Annotated in this window: 13 protein-coding genes and 6 pseudogenes; 14 read left to right on the top strand and 5 right to left on the bottom strand. The window is 60.3% G+C overall.

Going from position 1 to position 15,089, the window contains the following annotated elements; all coding sequences use genetic code 11:
* Positions 1 to 441: 441 nt before the first annotated feature.
* The 7 genes and pseudogenes from RB2654_RS21500 to RB2654_RS21480 all read left to right on the top strand — a co-directional run bounded on the left by RB2654_RS21500 (position 442) and on the right by RB2654_RS21480 (position 6,792).
* On the top strand, positions 442 to 1,119 hold the full coding sequence (locus RB2654_RS21500) for a DnaA N-terminal domain-containing protein (RefSeq protein ID WP_040885963.1): 678 nt from the start codon (positions 442 to 444) through the stop codon (positions 1,117 to 1,119).
* A 94-nt stretch (positions 1,120 to 1,213) separates the two neighbouring features.
* Positions 1,214 to 1,702: pseudogene (locus RB2654_RS23990) on the top strand (transposase); the annotation flags it as partial.
* Positions 1,703 to 1,793: 91 nt separating this feature from the next.
* Positions 1,794 to 2,108: pseudogene (locus RB2654_RS23125) on the top strand (integrase core domain-containing protein); the annotation flags it as partial.
* 129 nt (positions 2,109 to 2,237) lie between these two features.
* Positions 2,238 to 2,369 (top strand): acyl-CoA dehydrogenase family protein, encoded by a 132-nt coding sequence (locus RB2654_RS24105; RefSeq protein WP_202795890.1) that lies wholly within the window; start codon positions 2,238 to 2,240, stop codon positions 2,367 to 2,369.
* A 526-nt stretch (positions 2,370 to 2,895) separates the two neighbouring features.
* Positions 2,896 to 3,927: an ABC transporter substrate-binding protein gene (locus RB2654_RS21490; RefSeq protein WP_040885938.1), complete on the top strand. Its 1,032-nt coding sequence runs from the start codon at positions 2,896 to 2,898 to the stop codon at positions 3,925 to 3,927.
* Positions 3,928 to 3,948: 21 nt separating this feature from the next.
* A complete protein-coding gene (locus RB2654_RS21485) occupies positions 3,949 to 5,688 on the top strand; it encodes an ABC transporter permease (RefSeq protein ID WP_040885937.1) in 1,740 nt (579 codons plus the stop codon).
* A gap of 9 nt (positions 5,689 to 5,697) precedes the next feature.
* Complete coding sequence (locus RB2654_RS21480) at positions 5,698 to 6,792, top strand: ABC transporter ATP-binding protein (protein ID WP_008335861.1); 1,095 nt, start codon at positions 5,698 to 5,700, stop codon at positions 6,790 to 6,792.
* A gap of 69 nt (positions 6,793 to 6,861) precedes the next feature.
* Here RB2654_RS21480 and RB2654_RS21475 read toward each other — a convergent pair whose 3' ends face one another.
* On the bottom strand, positions 6,862 to 8,043 hold the full coding sequence (locus RB2654_RS21475; protein ID WP_040885962.1) for a Rieske 2Fe-2S domain-containing protein: 1,182 nt from the start codon (positions 8,041 to 8,043) through the stop codon (positions 6,862 to 6,864).
* A gap of 140 nt (positions 8,044 to 8,183) precedes the next feature.
* Positions 8,184 to 8,735 carry a MarR family winged helix-turn-helix transcriptional regulator gene (locus RB2654_RS21470; protein ID WP_008335863.1) on the bottom strand — a complete coding sequence of 184 codons (552 nt, stop codon included), beginning with the start codon at positions 8,733 to 8,735 and terminating at the stop codon, positions 8,184 to 8,186.
* A gap of 180 nt (positions 8,736 to 8,915) precedes the next feature.
* Between RB2654_RS21470 and RB2654_RS21465 the strand changes: the two genes are divergently transcribed.
* Both RB2654_RS21465 and RB2654_RS21460 read left to right on the top strand, forming a co-directional pair.
* A complete protein-coding gene (locus RB2654_RS21465; RefSeq protein ID WP_040885936.1) occupies positions 8,916 to 9,830 on the top strand; it encodes a PDR/VanB family oxidoreductase in 915 nt (304 codons plus the stop codon).
* 37 nt (positions 9,831 to 9,867) lie between these two features.
* The gene (locus RB2654_RS21460) at positions 9,868 to 11,043 is read left to right on the top strand and encodes a Rieske 2Fe-2S domain-containing protein (protein WP_008335865.1); all 1,176 of its coding nucleotides are present in this window, start codon (positions 9,868 to 9,870) and stop codon (positions 11,041 to 11,043) included.
* 71 nt (positions 11,044 to 11,114) lie between these two features.
* Here the strand turns inward: RB2654_RS21460 and RB2654_RS21455 are convergent.
* A pseudogene (locus RB2654_RS21455) lies at positions 11,115 to 11,395 on the bottom strand (DDE-type integrase/transposase/recombinase); the annotation flags it as partial.
* A gap of 102 nt (positions 11,396 to 11,497) precedes the next feature.
* Between RB2654_RS21455 and RB2654_RS23805 the strand changes: the two are divergent.
* Positions 11,498 to 11,931: pseudogene (locus RB2654_RS23805) on the top strand (transposase); the annotation flags it as partial.
* Here RB2654_RS23805 and RB2654_RS21445 read toward each other — a convergent pair.
* Positions 11,895 to 12,191 carry a hypothetical protein gene (locus tag RB2654_RS21445; protein ID WP_040885934.1) on the bottom strand — a complete coding sequence of 99 codons (297 nt, stop codon included), beginning with the start codon at positions 12,189 to 12,191 and terminating at the stop codon, positions 11,895 to 11,897. The pseudogene RB2654_RS23805 and the gene RB2654_RS21445 overlap by 37 nt on opposite strands.
* Positions 12,192 to 12,267: 76 nt before the next feature.
* Here RB2654_RS21445 and RB2654_RS23525 point away from each other — a divergent pair.
* Positions 12,268 to 12,435 (top strand): annotated as a pseudogene (locus RB2654_RS23525) (integrase core domain-containing protein); the annotation flags it as partial.
* 22 nt (positions 12,436 to 12,457) lie between these two features.
* Here the strand turns inward: RB2654_RS23525 and RB2654_RS23520 are convergent.
* Positions 12,458 to 12,574: pseudogene (locus RB2654_RS23520) on the bottom strand (IS3 family transposase); the annotation flags it as partial.
* A 217-nt stretch (positions 12,575 to 12,791) separates the two neighbouring features.
* Between RB2654_RS23520 and RB2654_RS21435 the strand changes: the two are divergent.
* The 3 genes from RB2654_RS21435 to RB2654_RS21425 all read left to right on the top strand — a co-directional run.
* Entirely contained in the window at positions 12,792 to 13,934 is a 1,143-nt protein-coding gene (locus RB2654_RS21435) for an acyl-CoA dehydrogenase family protein (RefSeq protein ID WP_050772058.1), read from the top strand.
* Positions 13,935 to 13,944: 10 nt separating this feature from the next.
* Positions 13,945 to 14,397, top strand: coding sequence for a MaoC family dehydratase (locus tag RB2654_RS21430; protein ID WP_008335877.1), 453 nt, complete (start codon positions 13,945 to 13,947; stop codon positions 14,395 to 14,397).
* Between the two features lie 89 nt (positions 14,398 to 14,486).
* A partial coding sequence (locus RB2654_RS21425) for an electron transfer flavoprotein subunit beta/FixA family protein (RefSeq protein ID WP_008335879.1) occupies positions 14,487 to 15,089 on the top strand: 603 nt, incomplete at its 3' end.

The raw sequence follows: 15,089 nt of genomic DNA, 5'->3' as shown, positions 1-15,089 counted from the left end.
TTCTGCCTGTTTTCGGAAATACGCCGGATTTGACAAAAACGCAAAACCAAAGTCAGGATGGTTCAGAACCTTTTCCGCGGGGAAGGTTTTGGCTCGCCCCTCAAGCGCAGGAGGACCGCCGCCGATTCGCTGACCGCCGACGGAACACGCGCAAGACCACGCTCTATTGGGGGACGCCACAAAGACCTCCACCACATATTGAGTGACATTTCCTGCCGATTAAGGGACACTCAGGATGTCCCTCAGTACCAAAGATACCTATTCTTTCAGAACGGGATCTGGGTCAGAATGATCGACGCTTGACAGAATCGGGAAACCGGACGCTAATGGCGATCAGTCGGGGAAAAACGTTGATAAAGACGAAATCCCGAATAAAGTCACGTAGATGACGATGAGGCACAGGTTCCCGGAACACCGGGAGAGGGACACGAGGAGATGGCTATGGAAATGGCCAAGCCGGTTGGACGCGCAGCCGCTTCCCACAAATACGACATTCTCTCGGCGCTCATGGCCTTTGCCCTGAGCCAGGACAAGCATCGACAGCGGCAGGTCACGCGGATGATGTCGCTTATCACGACGCGCTACAACTGGCAGCGCGATGAGTTGTCGATGGGGCAGGAGGCGATCGCCGCACTCTGGTCCTGCGATGTGCGAACGGTAAAGCGCGAGATCGCCAAGCTTCAGGCTATTGGTTGGCTCGTGATGAAGCGGCGCGGCGCAAGGGGTAGGGTGAGTGTCTACGGGATCGATTTCTCTCGCATGATGGACGATACGCGCCCGGCCTGGCCCAATATCGGACAGGATTTCGTCGAACGGATGGACCCGACGCGAACGGAGCCGCGGGCAACGAATGTGGTCGCGCTTCGGCAGGTGGCCGCGCCGGTGTCTAACGGTAGCCTGTGGGCTGAGGTTCAGGCGTTCCTGCACGGTGCGGACCGGGCGACCTATAGCGCGTGGTTCCACGGGATGACCGAGGTTGAGCGGCACGAAGGCTGGCTGATCCTCTCAGCCCCGACAAAGTTCCACGCCACCTATGTCGAAACCCACCTGATGGCGCGTCTGATGAGGGCCATTCGTACAATCGATCCAACGATCGCAGGCGTTCGGATCGAAGGGTAGGACCCGCTATTACAGAACCGCCGGGATCGCAGAAACACTGGTCTTCCCCCACTGAAGTGGTCCGCCATTATGACTAGGACATCGGAGGATCAGAATGGCTACGAAGAGACACAAGCCGGAAGAGATCGCCACGAAGCTGCGGCAGGGTAAGTTGCTTGTCGGGCAAGGCATGGCTCGGGTAGATGCGATTCGCGTGGATCGCATCTACCGAACAAACCTATTTTCGCTGGCGCAAGTAGTATGGCGGTATGGGAACCGACCAACTCAGAATACTGAAGTGCCTCCAGAAAGAACAAACGGCTGCGGAAAGCCGTATCGGACCTGACGTTGGACAGGTTGGTCCTAGCTGAGGCCGCAAAGGGAAACCTCAAAGCCCACTCGTCGTCTTGCCTGATTAGACCATGTTCGCAACAAGCTGGGCATCTCGGAACATTGTCCTTGTCGAGTGTTGCGCCAGCATTGCTCGATGCAGCGCGAGCTACCGAAAGGTCGAGTTGATGAAGGGCGCCTGGGCGTCGACATGATCGAGCTCGCTTGTCAGTTTGGTCGTGACTACTATTGTCGGATCGCGGCTCTGGTGAGATCTGAGACCCAATTATGGCCACCCGCTGTGCTATCTGAGGGTAACGCGCGTAGCGATAACCACAAACAAGAGCTTCTTCCCAAGCTGCTATGGTAGCAGTTACATCTCCGGGGAGCTGGTCACGTGGCTCGAAAAGCAGGGCGCGGACCATGTCCTCGGTGCCACGAACCATCCTCAAACCCAAGGCAAGATCGAGCGTTGTCACCGGACCCTGAAGAACCGCATCCTGCTCGATAACTACTACCTGACAGGCGCGCTAGATCAGGCAATCGGCGACTTCATCGATCATTACAACCACCACCGCTACCGCCAGAGCTTGGGCATTCCAACGCCTGCCGACGTCTATCTCGGAGCAGCGGAAACCATTTTGAAACGACGAAAAGAGATCAAACGACAGACCATCTAGCACCGCCGCCTGCGGCATCGCCAGACCACGCCCTAACCTTAAACATCGACGAGCCAAACTCTCCCTTCGAGATCAGGCGTTCGTGTCCAAAAAAATTCTGACAACGGACAAGCGGCGCGACCACTCGTCCTGCAAACCGCACGGGCGCGTGACGAGGGTTGCGATATCGCGCTTGAGGCGTCGATATACAAATATTTCGCGTTCGAGGCCTGTGGCCGCGCCGCCGACCGCGCCGTTCAGGTGTTCGAGGAAGCCGGATAAGTTGCCAACCACTCGACCGTCGAACGATATTTCCGCGACGTACGCCTGTTCTGGCTTTACGAAAGCACGAGCCAGATTCATCAGTTCAACATCGTCAAGCAGATGAAGCGGCGAGCGGCGGTGTAGATAGTTCGTTTCCAATCTCAGGGTTTTGATCTGCAGGATTGAATCACCTTCGCCCTAAAGCACGATAGCGGGGTCTTTTCGCATCACCCTGTCCCATGCGGCGAACGACGGTCGTGATTCTTTGATCGTCGCGGCCGCCATTCCCTAAATCAAATTTCAGTAGTAATTTGATTTAACAGCCCTTTTTTCGCCGGGGCCGGGTAGGGCCGAAAACTACTTTCTTCGTAGACATTTACTCTCAAATTTCATATGCATTTTGATGCGCACAGCGGGATCAAGGCACGGGACGGGACCAATGGGATGACCCCATGCCATAGGGTCATGTGGCCACGAAGCCAGCGCTCGAAAAGTCCGCCGTGGTGGGTCACGGCGAAAACCATACAAGCTCAGGGAGGAGCGAATGTTCAATAAACTTGTAGCCAGCGTCCTAGCCGGTTCGATGCTGTTCGCCGCATCGTCCGCCACCGCCCAGTCGGACTGGAAATCGAGCCCAGAAGTGGAGGAGCTTTACGCAAAGGCCAAAGAGGAAGGCTCTGTGGTCATGTGGGGCACCAACGGGCGCGAAGTCGAGTGGATTCCGGCCGCCTTCGCCGCCGAGTTCCCGGGCATCGACGTGCAGGTCGTTGGCGACAATGACATCGTGACCAAGGCGATTGCGGAAGCACGTGCAGGGCGGCACGAGGTCGACGTTTTCTGGCATTCCATCACCGGCGTTCAGCCTTTGAACCAGCGCAGCCTCTTCAGTGCTGTGGACTGGTCTCTCTTCGGTGTCGATCCCGCAAACACGGCCTTCGACAAGGGTATGGGGTTCACCAACAACATCGTCTACGTGTTCGCCTACAACACGGAACTGGCAGACACCGAGAACCTGCCGACCAACTGGAAGGATTTGCTCGACCCCAAGTACAAGGGTCAGATGGCAGGGAGCCTTTTCCTTGCACCCCGTCTCGTTTCGGCCCTGTCGATCGAGTGGGGTCAGGAAGAAGCACTCGATTTTGCGCGTGGCCTGATGGAGCAGGACATGCTTCTGACGCGGGCGCCGCGTGACACGTTTCTCCAGTCCGGTGAGCGCATCTATGCAGCCATCGAAGTCGACACGCTTCCGAAGCTCTGGGCGGAAAGCGGTCTGCCGGTCGATTTCGTCGTTCCCGAACCTGCGGTCCTTGGACAGTTCGGCTCGGTTCTGATGAACGATGCGCCGCATCCGAACGCAGGGCTTCTGCTGGCGGGCTGGCTCGCGTCCGAAGAAGGCAAGGCGGCGCGCAAGGCCGCGATCTTCGAAGACGACCTACGCCCGAATGCCGATAACGAGCTGGCGCAGATGATCTGGGCAGATGGCAAAGCGGTCGTGGACGATACGCCTGAGGTGATCGAGGCGCGGTCGGCCCTGTACAAAGAAGCTGGCGATATCCTGTCCGGTCAGGCCGACTAAACGCAGATGGCTGAGATTTCCATGACACAGAGTTCCGAACGGAACCGCGAGCGGCGCCCCAGGCGCCGCTCGGAACTTGGCCTCGCGGCGTGGATCATCATCATCGCCGGAACGGCGCTTGCGATCTACCTGATTGCCGTTCCCTTGCTGATGCTCCTCTTCACAGCATTCAGGGGCCCTTCCGATTTCCTGCCCTTCGAGCCCGGGGCGGGCTGGACACTGGGCAACCTGATCGACGTCTACACGTCGTCGGTGCTTTATACCCGGATCATCCCGGACACACTCATCTTCGCCGGCGGCTCGGTCACGCTGAGCTTCACGGTCGGGTTCACGCTTGCGTGGCTCATCGAGCGTACTGATCTGCCCGCGCGCGACACATGGTTCACGTTGATCCTGTTCCCCATGCTGGTGCCAAGCATCGTTCTGGCCATCGCGTGGATTTTTCTTATGGGTCCGCAAGCCGGATGGTTGAACGTCGCGCTAGAACAGGTGTTCGGTGTAAAGGGCGTGGTGAACGTGTTCTCCATGGGCGGCCTGATCCTGTGTCAGTCGCTTGCAACCATTCCGTTCACCTATCTTTTGCTTTCTTCGGCCCTGCGCACGATGAACCCCTCGCTGGAAGAGGCGAGCGGCGCATCAGGTGCCTCGTCCCTGACCACGTTCAGGAAGGTGACCGTGCCTGTGCTCCTGCCCGGTCTGCTCGCGCCGCTGATCCTCGTGACCCTCGTGACACTGGAGCAATACGAACTGCCCTCCGTCATCGGCGTGCCGGCCCAGATCAACGTGTTCAGCTACCGGATCTTGTACGAGCTCAATCCGGCCGACGGCTTGCCGAATTACGGCGGTGCGGCAGCGGTGGCGCTCCCGTTCCTGCTGATGGGTATTCTTCTGCTCGCGCTCTACAACCTGGCCGTCCGGCGCGCCGACAAGTTCGTGACGGTGACGGGCAAGGCATATCGCCAGCGGCGGCTGGAGCTTGGTCGCTGGAAAGTGCCGTCGATGCTGTTTCTCAGCGCCTATGTGCTGCTCGCCGGGATCCTGCCCGCGCTCGTCCTTGTCTGGACCGCGTTCTTCGGCTTCGCCCCTCCGTCACTCGCCTCGTTGTCATCTTTCTCGGCCGAGCCGTTTCAGAGGCTCTTTGCAAGCCGCGAGTTCTGGCTGGCGATCCGCAACACGTTCTTCGTGGCGGCTGCTTCCGCAGCGATCATCACCATGCTGGGTGGTCTCGTCGCGTGGGTCGTCATGCGGTTGAAGTTTCCAGGGCGCACGCTCCTCGACTTCTTCTCGTTCATGTCTATCGGCATTCCGTCGGTCATCGCAGGTTTGGCGATCATGCTGCTCTACCTGACGCTGCCTGTGGGGATCTATGGGACCGTGTGGATCCTCGTGATCGCCTATAGCTACCGCCTCGCCATCTCCACTCGGCTGGCAAAGGCGGGGCTCTTGCAGATGCACAAGGAACTGGAAGAGGCCTCGTCCGCGTCCGGAGCGACCTGGATCAGCACACAATGGCGCGTAGTTCTTCCCCTGATGCGGCCGGCACTGTTTTCCAGCTTCGTTCTGCTCTTCATCGTGGGGGTGCGCGAGTTCACACTGCCGCTTATCCTGCACAGCCCGGACAATGTGGTTCTGTCCGTGCTCCTGTGGCGGCTGTACCAGAACGGCGACACCATCGGGGCGGCGGCCCTTGGATCGCTCATCGTACTGCTCGTCATTCCCATCGTCATATTGGCGCGCCGCGCGCTGTCACGTTCGTCCTGAGGTCAAACCATGTTGAAAGTCACGAAACTCACCAAGTCCTATGGCGCGGTTCAGGTCATCCACGGGATCGACTTCACGGTTCCCGAGGGCGAATGCTACGCGCTACTCGGCCCGTCTGGTTGCGGCAAGACAACGACACTGCGCTGCGTTGCAGGTCTCGAAACCGCCTCTAGTGGGCGGATCGAAATTTCAGGCCAGGTGGTGTCCGATAGCGAACGGGGCATTTTCGTGCCGGTTCATGAGCGGCCCATCGGGATGGTGTTCCAATCCTACGCGATCTGGCCGCACCTCAATGTATTCGAGAATGTGGCCTACCCACTCCGGGTCCAGCGTCCGCGCGTCGCCAAGTCCGAGATCAGGGAACGGGTGAATTCCGTGCTGAACACGGTCGGCATGCTGAAGATGGCGGACCGGTCAGCGACCCAGCTTTCAGGCGGCCAACAGCAGCGCGTGGCGCTTGCCCGGGCTCTTGTGCGCGAGCCAAAGCTCTTGCTTCTCGACGAACCTCTGTCGAACCTCGACGCACAGCTTCGCATCACGATGCGCAACGAACTGGCGGACATGATCCAGCGGGTCGGCGTCACCGCGTTGTTCGTTACCCACGATCAGGCCGAGGCCTTCGTGCTTGCGGATCGAATGGCCGTGATGAACGGGGGCTTCATCGCGCAAGAAGGAAGCCCGCGCGAGATTTACCGCATCCCGAAGGACCCTTTCATCGCGGAATTCCTCGGGTCGGCCAACATCCTGCGCGGCAGGGTGGGGGAACTCGCACCCGGCGGTCGCGTCGCCCTTCACATACACGGGGGCCCCGACCTTACACTTGCCTATGAAACGCCCGTTTCGGCGGGAAGCGAAGTCGATCTGGTTCTGCGGCCCGAGCGCCTGCTGTTGTCCGCAGAGAAGCCCGAGATCGACACCAACGTATTCGAGGGCCGCATTCGCAAGCTGAGTTTTCAGGGCAACGTCACCGAGTGCGAGATCGACATTGAGGGCGGCCTGACCCTGCGTGCTGTCTCGGCCCTTGACGACGATCTGGTCGAAGGGATGCCAGTCTGGGTGCGTGCGCCGCACGCGACGGTCATTCCAGCGAAACAGGCGGCTTGAAATCCACACATAGAAAAGGCGCTGCAACCCGACCGGTTGCAGCGCCTGTTTTGTTTTGGGCCCGCCGCATCAAGCAGTGGGCGCGTCCTCGATCCAATTGCCCGCCGGGCTGTCGATCCACTCCTCGCCGGGCACGAAGGCCATACCAACCGGGTCGCCGCCTTCTTGCACGATCTTCACCTGCCGCAGCATGAATCGGCGGAGCATGACGATGGCCTGGTCCGTCGTCCCGAGGTGCTCATGGTTGTGCCAGGTAATGTCGCCCTGTGCCTTCTGCGCTTCATAGTCACCCGGGAACATCTGATGCTCCTCCTCGGTCAGGTCCTCCCACAGCTTGCCGTTTTGGCGCGAGCGGATGCCTGACAATTCACCCTCTTTCGTGACGCGGCCGACCGTATAGATCCGGAAATGGGTGTCGTCGATCGGCAGGACAAAGCCGATGGATTGGCAGCGACCCGGTGTCAGCAACGGAGAAGGCACGACACGTAGCGTCGGGATCTGAACCTCCGTGATCCGGCGCAAGCGCTTGCCGTCGCCAAGGTCACGGTAGGACGTCGTGCGCACGCCAAGCGGTTCGTTCGTGAAATCGCACTCCGGCATGGTCGCCATTTCCGGCACGAACTGCGTTCCCGAGAAGGTCGAGTGCAAGACCACCACATGGAACGGGTCCATCACGTTTTCCCAATGCTGGAACCAGTTGAAGTCGGCGATAACAGGGCCGCCGCTTCCGATGGAAATGTCATTGGCCTCGAGGAATTCGCCATCCTCGAACTCCTCAAGCAGTTTGTATCGGGGCAGCAGCGGCTTTTTGTCGGCCGGTCCCATGTAGACCCAGATGAGGCCATACCGTTCCTCGACCGGATACCACGGCTGGCGAACCTTCTCGCGCTGCCCTTCGCCCATCTTCGGCTCGCAGGGTTGTTCCAGACAGTTGCCTTCGGCGTCGAAAAGCCAGCCGTGATAGCAGCAGCGGATTCCACGGTCTTCGACCTTCCCGTAGTAAAGCGACGTGCCCCTGTGCGCGCAGCGTGGGTGAACGACACCGACGATTCCCGAGCCATCGCGGAACAGGATCAGATCTTCGCCCAGAGCGCGGATTTTTCTTGGTGTCGCGGTGGCATCCGCCGCCAACCCGACCGGGTGCCAGTAGCGGCGCAGGAGTTCGCCCATAGGCGTGCCGCGCCCGACGTCCGTCAGGTTCGTGTTTGGTTGGGGCGCTTTCAGATTATACGCCGTGTCAACGATGGGCATCGACCCTTCCATGTCTTGTCCTCCACTTGTTCAAGCAATTCTGACGCGCGTTGCGTTGCGTGCAGATTAGCCCGCTCAACTAGCAAATTGCAACTGCAATTAAAGGCGCGAAGATGAGCCTGCGCGGGAAGGTGGGATTTTTATTCTGCCGGGTTTTCTGCTTTGTTTTCGATCAAGTGGTCGATGTGCGTGCCATCATCGACCCGCTTGCGCACGATGGCCAAGAGTCGAAACAAAGTGTCACGATCCTCGTCGGTCAGATCACTCAGGAGCCATTCGTTTCGACGCTGGGAAATGGGGGAAATGCGATGATAAATTCGCCAGCCTTCGTCGGTAACCGTGGCCGGGCCGAAATAACGTTTGTCGCTGCCGCCAGACCATTCGACCAACCCTTTTGCGCCCAATGAACGCAATCCGCGACTGGCCTGAGGCGGGCTGATGTTGCAGGCGCTGGCGATTTCCTTTCCGGTCTTCGGCCCCCTCGTGCAAAGGGTCAGCAGGCAACGCCATTCGAGCATGTTCAGACCGGCGACCTTGTGAAGAATCTTGTTGGTCTGATGTTCGACCGCATCGTTCAGCCATGAAAGACGGACCGAAAGCATCTCGGCCATGACGACGTCGCCTTCGTCCCGACGCGGCGGAATTGCCAGTTCGTCCGGACGTAACTCGCGCACGGCCTGAAGGTCCGACATAGCTCTCAAATCCCTTGTTTCACTCGCAATTTACGTCTAGCACGCCCGGCCAAGGCCAACAAGCTTCGCTACGCGGCATTAATTACCCTTGCAAATTGCATATGCAATTTGTAGGACGAGAGGTGCGAAACAGGCCCTCGAGCCGCAGGATCACGGAGACAATTGCGAGTGAAGGACGGAATGCGACAAGTGCGGGTGCGCCTGATGCGGTGGGAGTGTACCGGCGTGCTTCGGATCGAGTTGGAGCCGCTGGCCGGCGAACTCACTCCGCCCGAACCAGGCGCCCATATCGACGTTTCCATTCTAGACGCGCCGTTGCGCCAATACTCGCTGACGGCGGGCAGCGATACGGGGCATTACGTGCTTGGCATCCGCCGCGAAGTGCAGAGCCGAGGCGGGTCCGAGGCGGTTCACGACCGACTGCGCCCCGGTGACGTCATCGACATTTCTGAACCGCGCAACACCTTTCCCTTGGCGGCGGATGGCGAGGTTCACCTGATCGCCGGGGGAATCGGGGTGACGCCGATTCTGTTCATGGCCGAAGCACTGGCCAAAGTGGGCCGCTCCTATCGCTTCACCTATTGCGCGCGTTCGCGGACCGACGCCGGGTTTTTGAGCGACGCTCTTACCCTTGGTGGGACCCTTCACTTCGATGACGAAGACGGAATGCCCGATCTGGCCGCACTAACTTCAATGGCCCCGGACAACGCGCATCTGTTCTGCTGCGGGCCGGCGCCGATGCTCGACGCTTTCGTGGCGGCCTGTGCGGACCGGCCTGCCGACCATGTCCATATCGAACGCTTCGAGCCCTCGAAACTCGAAGCAGGGGCAGGCGAATTCGTGGTCGAGCTTGCAAAGACGGGGGCCGAAGTCATCGTGCCGTCCGACAAAACCATTTTGGACGCCCTAATCGATGCAGGTCTGTCGCCGGAGCATTCCTGCGGCGTGGGTGTCTGTGGCACCTGCGAAACGCGCGTCCTCGCGGGCGAGGCGGACCACCAGGACCTTGTCCTGACCGACGAAGAACGCGCGGAGGGAGCGATGCTGATCTGCTGCTCCCGCGCCAAGACAGACCGTCTTGTGCTCGATTTGTGAAGCGCGACGCGGACCCAGCCAGTGGAGGACACAGCCAATGAACGAGATGACTGCCTATAATCTGAAAGAGCCGGTGCCCAACCCGCTCCTGACCGAAACCACGCGCGGGACGCCGATGGGCGAACTTCTGCGCCGCTACTGGCACCCGGTGGGCCTGTCGGAAGACGCCACGGCGACGCCGAAGAAAATCCGCGCGCTCGGCGAAGACCTGATCCTGTTTCGCGACGGCTCAGGCACGGTTGGCATCGTCCACCCGCGCTGCGCCCATCGCGGAACGTCGCTCTACTACGGCAAGGTCGAAGACCGCGGCATTCGCTGCTGTTATCACGGCTGGCTTTTCGACGCCGAAGGCAATTGCCTGGAACAGCCCTGCGAGCCGAAGATGGGCGAAGGCCAGCGCGAACAGGTGCGCCAGCCATGGTATCCGGTCGAGGAACGGTATGGACTTATCTGGGTCTACATGGGGCCACCGGAAAAGAAGCCGTTGCTCCCGCGATACGAGCTTCTTGAAAACCTTGACGACGGCGAGTTGCTGGAAACCGACGACACCTCTATCGGCGGCGGCGGTCCGGTGATCTGCGATTTCAACTGGTTCCAGCATTGGGAGAACATCATCGACCCGTACCACGTGGTCGTGCTGCATGGCACGTTCTCGGGTTCACAATTCGTGCCCGAGATGATGACCATGCCCGACTGCCACTTCACGACCGAGGACTTGGGTGTGCGCACGACCTCTTTCCGCGATCTGGGCGATGGCAAGCGGCTGCGACGGATTTCCGAGGTTCAGATGCCGACGCTCCGCGTCGTTCCCAGCCCGATCCTTGCCGAGGGAAGATGCCAGTTCATCGGGTTCTGCCTACCGATCGACGATGTGAACTTCCGCATCTACACGGTCGGCCGCGTCAAGACGGCGGGCGAGTTGCGGGGTCATCGTGGCACGCGCGGTGAAGGGAAATACTGGGAAGACCTGACCGAAGCCGAACGACGCGAAATGCCTGGGGATTACGAAGCCCAGAAAGGGCAGGGCGACATAACGTGGCACAACCACGAACACCTCGGCACGACCGATCAAGGCATCGCCATGCTCCGGCGCTTTGTCCTGCGTCAGGTCAAGGCGGTGCTGGAGGGTGGCGATCCCGTCGGAGTGGCCTTCGAGCCGGGCCAGGAATGGATCGAAACGCCCGCCGGAAACTGGATCGAAGAACGGGTCTGAACCGAACTTGACCGATTGTGTGACGAACGCGCTGGCCCCGGGGTCGACGCGTTCTTTTTCCCCACGTAGATCAGGCGCTCAATGAAGGTGTTATCGAGGTTACGCCCTTGCCGTCCATCGAGATCCGGGCGCCGATCTGTTTCAGCCGGTCGCTCCAGGCGAAGGACCTGAACTGCGAGCCTTGCTCACTGTTCATGATCTCGGGCGGGCCGAAGCGGTGGACGACCTCGTTGCGGGCCTCGACACAGAAGTCTTCCTCCAGCGTGTTCGAGATGCGAAAGGCCAGCACCTTGCGCGTGATGCAGTCCATGACCGCAACCAGGTAGAGAAAGCCCCGTCGCATGGGCAGGTAATAATACGGAGGCTACTACGCCAAGCCCCAAATCATTTGACCTGCTCCCCTGAAAAGTCCTCCTTTTGAGGTTAGCCTGTTCTCCAGACGAGGAGACAGACGATGAAGAGAAGCCGTTTCAGCGAAGAGCAGATCATTGGCATCCTGAAGGAGCACCAGGCTGGGCTCGGCGCGAAGGCGCTGTGCCGCAAGCACGGGATCAGCGACGCGACGTTCTACAAGTGGCGATCGAAGTATGGCGGCATGGAGGTTTCCGATGCCCGGCGGCTGAAGGCGCTGGAGGCAGAGAATGCCAAGCTGAAGAGTTGGAGGGATCGGAAAAGGCCCCAGTGGGGCGTTTTCCCCGAACAACGCTGGCCGAGGAGATGCTCGACGTCGCCACGCTGAAGGAGACGTTGGGAAACACTTCTGAGGATGAGCCATGTCGCGCCATTGGTCCGAGTGACAATGGCGAATGTTCGAGGAGACGCGCTGTGGACTGGGCTATGACAGAGAAAAGCTACTCGCAGCGGCGGGCTTGCGCCCTGGCCACCATCGCAGCCTTGGCATGTCGCGCTTCAATGCAGACCGCGGGCAAGCCTGCGCTCGTGAGGCCATTGTAAAGCCACTGCGACAAAGGCCCGGCTTCGAAGCCAACTCGCTCGAAGGTGCCGTCGATACCAGCCAGCACTTCGCCGATGTCGGCAGGGTCTGAAACCGCCTTTGTCTCAAGGATCATTCCGCCCTCGGCATCGACAACACAGATGCTGGTCATCTCGAGTGAGACGTCGAGGCCCACATACAATACTCTGGTCATGGTCGTTCTCCCGGTCATGGATTTACCGGTAAGAAGACTACCGGCGAATCTGGGGACTGAGCCCCGATTACGCCATCTCAACGAGCACCTGTTCGCCAACCTGCGCCACGCCCGCCATCTGATCCAAGCCTGGCGCGACGACTACAATCACCACCGCCCCCACACGAGCCTCGACGGGCTCACCCCGTGGGAGTATCACCAACGGTCAAGAGAGGACCAAACCCAGAACAGAGCTAACCAATAAACGCGGACTCCAAGGGGAGCAGGTCAAACGCTTCGATGTAGGCATTGTCATTTGGCTTGCCTGGCCTTGAGAAGTCGAGCGTGACCCCGCGCTGGTAGGCCCAGAGGTCCATGTCGCGGGAGACGAACTCACTCCCCTGTAGTGGTCGATGAAGGCGCCGATCGCTGTTTCCAAGGCGCCCGGCAATTTCGTAGCGGCTGAAGTCGTCGAGGATCGTCGTCAGTTAAAACCAGCCCTATCTGCGGCAGCCTACCCCGTCCGAGACCGAATGAGACGATATTGATATTGGTTCGCTCCCGAGTGATCTGGTTTCCTGTGGCGACTTACCGAAATGAGAACAGCGGACGGAAAAGACCTTGGATTTTGAGCTCCCGGATGATGCAAAGGCAATGATCGACACCACGCGGAAGATGGTCAGGGACCTGATGCCGCACGAACCCGAATTCCAGAAAACCGACAAGGTGCCCGACGCGGTCGGCAAGGTGTTTCGTGACAACGGGTTCTTTTCGCTGGCCTTTCGCGAAGAGAACGGCGGCATGGGTCTGGGGATGCTCGAGATCTGCTGCATTCAGGCCGAGCTTGCCCATCTGCCGGTTCAGTTCTGGGCGGATGTGAAGTCGTCGCAAGGCCCGCAGACTAAGATCATCGAGGATTTCGGGACCGAGGCGCAGCGGCAGGCGACGCTGCCTAAGGTCATCGCGGGCGATCTGGTCATGGCGTTCTGCCTGTCGGAGCCACATTGCGGATCGGACGTGTCCGCTATCCGCACCAGCGCCGAGCGCAAGGGCGACGGCTGGGTTCTGAACGGCTACAAGACCTATGTTTCGAACGGGATCAAGGCGGGGCAGGCGGTCGTCGCGGCCTATACCGACCGGAGCAAGGGCGCCAAGGACGGAATCTCGTTGTTCCTCGTCCCGGCCGATGCGCCGGGCTACAAGCTGGCGGGCATCCTCGAACTGATGGGGCATCATACGCCGGGGGTGGCCGAACTGGCGTTTGACGATGTGGAGCTGCCCGCCGATGCGCTGATCGGGGAAGAGGGCAAGGGGCTGTCTTACCTTATGCACGGGCTCAACGCGGGGCGTCTGGCCATCGCGGGGACGTCGCTGGGCATGGGGGAAATGGCGCTGGAGGAGGCGCGGCTTTATGCGCGTGAGCGGCCCGCGTTTGGCGGCAAGCTGTCGGACTTTCAGGCGGTGCAGCACATGCTGGCCGACATGGCGACCGAGATGCGCGCGGCGCGGCTCCTCATGCTCGACGCCGCTTGGCGCTATGACCGGGGCGAGGTGAGCCGGTCGCTTTGCGCTATGGCAAAGCTTTTTTGCAGCGAGGCGGCAGGGCGGACCGTGGACACGGCGCTCCAGATTTTCGGTGGCGCGGGATACGTGCGCGGCCAGCGGGTCGAGCGGCTGTATCGGGATGTGCGGGTGACGCGGATCTACGAGGGCGCGAGCGAAATTCAGAAAAACACCATCGCGCGCGAAATGCTGCGCGACTGAGGGGATCGGGATGCTTGAGATACGCACGCTTCACGACCTGCGGGACCATGTGGGCGCGACGCTCATGCCCAGCGATTGGGTCGAGGTCACGCAGGAGACGATCGACCGCTTTGCCGAACTGACGCTGGACGACAACTGGTATCACGTCGACATCGAACGCGCCGCGCGCGAGTTGCCGGACGGCAAGACCATCGCACACGGTCTATATACGTTGTCGCTGGTGCCCGGCCTGTCGAAGCAGATTTTTCGCATGTCCGCGCATGGGCGTGCGTTCAACTACGGCTACGACAAGGTGCGCTATCCCGCGCCGGTGCCGGTCGGGTCGCGGCTGCGGCTGCATATGACGGTGGACAAGGTGAACGAGGAACGCGGGGGACTGATGATCTGCCGCACGTTCAAGATGGAACTCGAAGGGTTCGAGGCCCCCGCGCTGGTGGCCGTGGCGCGCACATTGGCGCTTTGATCGGGGGTCGGGCCACTTTTTGGTTGAAAGGTAGGACCATTGACTTTAGCACTTGCGCCAAGTCCAAGTGACAGGAAAGGAAGTCTGCGATGAAGGTGTTGGTGCCTGTGAAGCGCGTGATCGACTACAACGTGAAGGCGAAGGTTAAGTCCGACGGCTCCGGTGTCGATCTTGCGAATGTTAAGATGTCGATGAACCCCTTCGACGAGATTGCGGTGGAAGAGGCGATCCGGCTGAAGGAAGCGGGCAAGGCCGAGGAAGTGGTCGCGGTTTCGATCGGCGTGAAACAGGCGCAGGAAACGCTGCGCACGGCGCTGGCGATGGGGGCTGACCGCGCGATCCTCGTGGTCGCGGCCGACGACGTTCACACCGATATCGAGCCGCTGGCGGTCGCCAAGATCCTGAAGGCGATCGTGGACGAAGAGCAGCCCAAGCTGGTCATCGCCGGCAAGCAGGCGATCGACAACGACATGAACGCGACCGGCCAGATGCTGGCCGCCCTGCTCGGCTGGGGTCAGGCGACCTTCGCCTCGGAGCTCGACATCGACGGCGACGCGGCCACCGTGACGCGCGAAGTCGATGGCGGTCTTCAGACGATCAAGGTGGGCCTGCCCGCCATCGTCACCGCCGACCTGCGCCTCAACGAGCCGCGCTATGCGTCGCTGCCCAACATCATGAAGGCCAAGAAGAAG

The organism is Maritimibacter alkaliphilus HTCC2654 (genome assembly GCF_000152805.1).
In the GTDB taxonomy this organism is placed as follows: Bacteria; Pseudomonadota; Alphaproteobacteria; order Rhodobacterales; family Rhodobacteraceae; genus Maritimibacter; species Maritimibacter alkaliphilus.
Note: the sequence above shows the minus strand (reverse complement) of the source record. Positions and strands in the feature narration are given on the sequence as shown.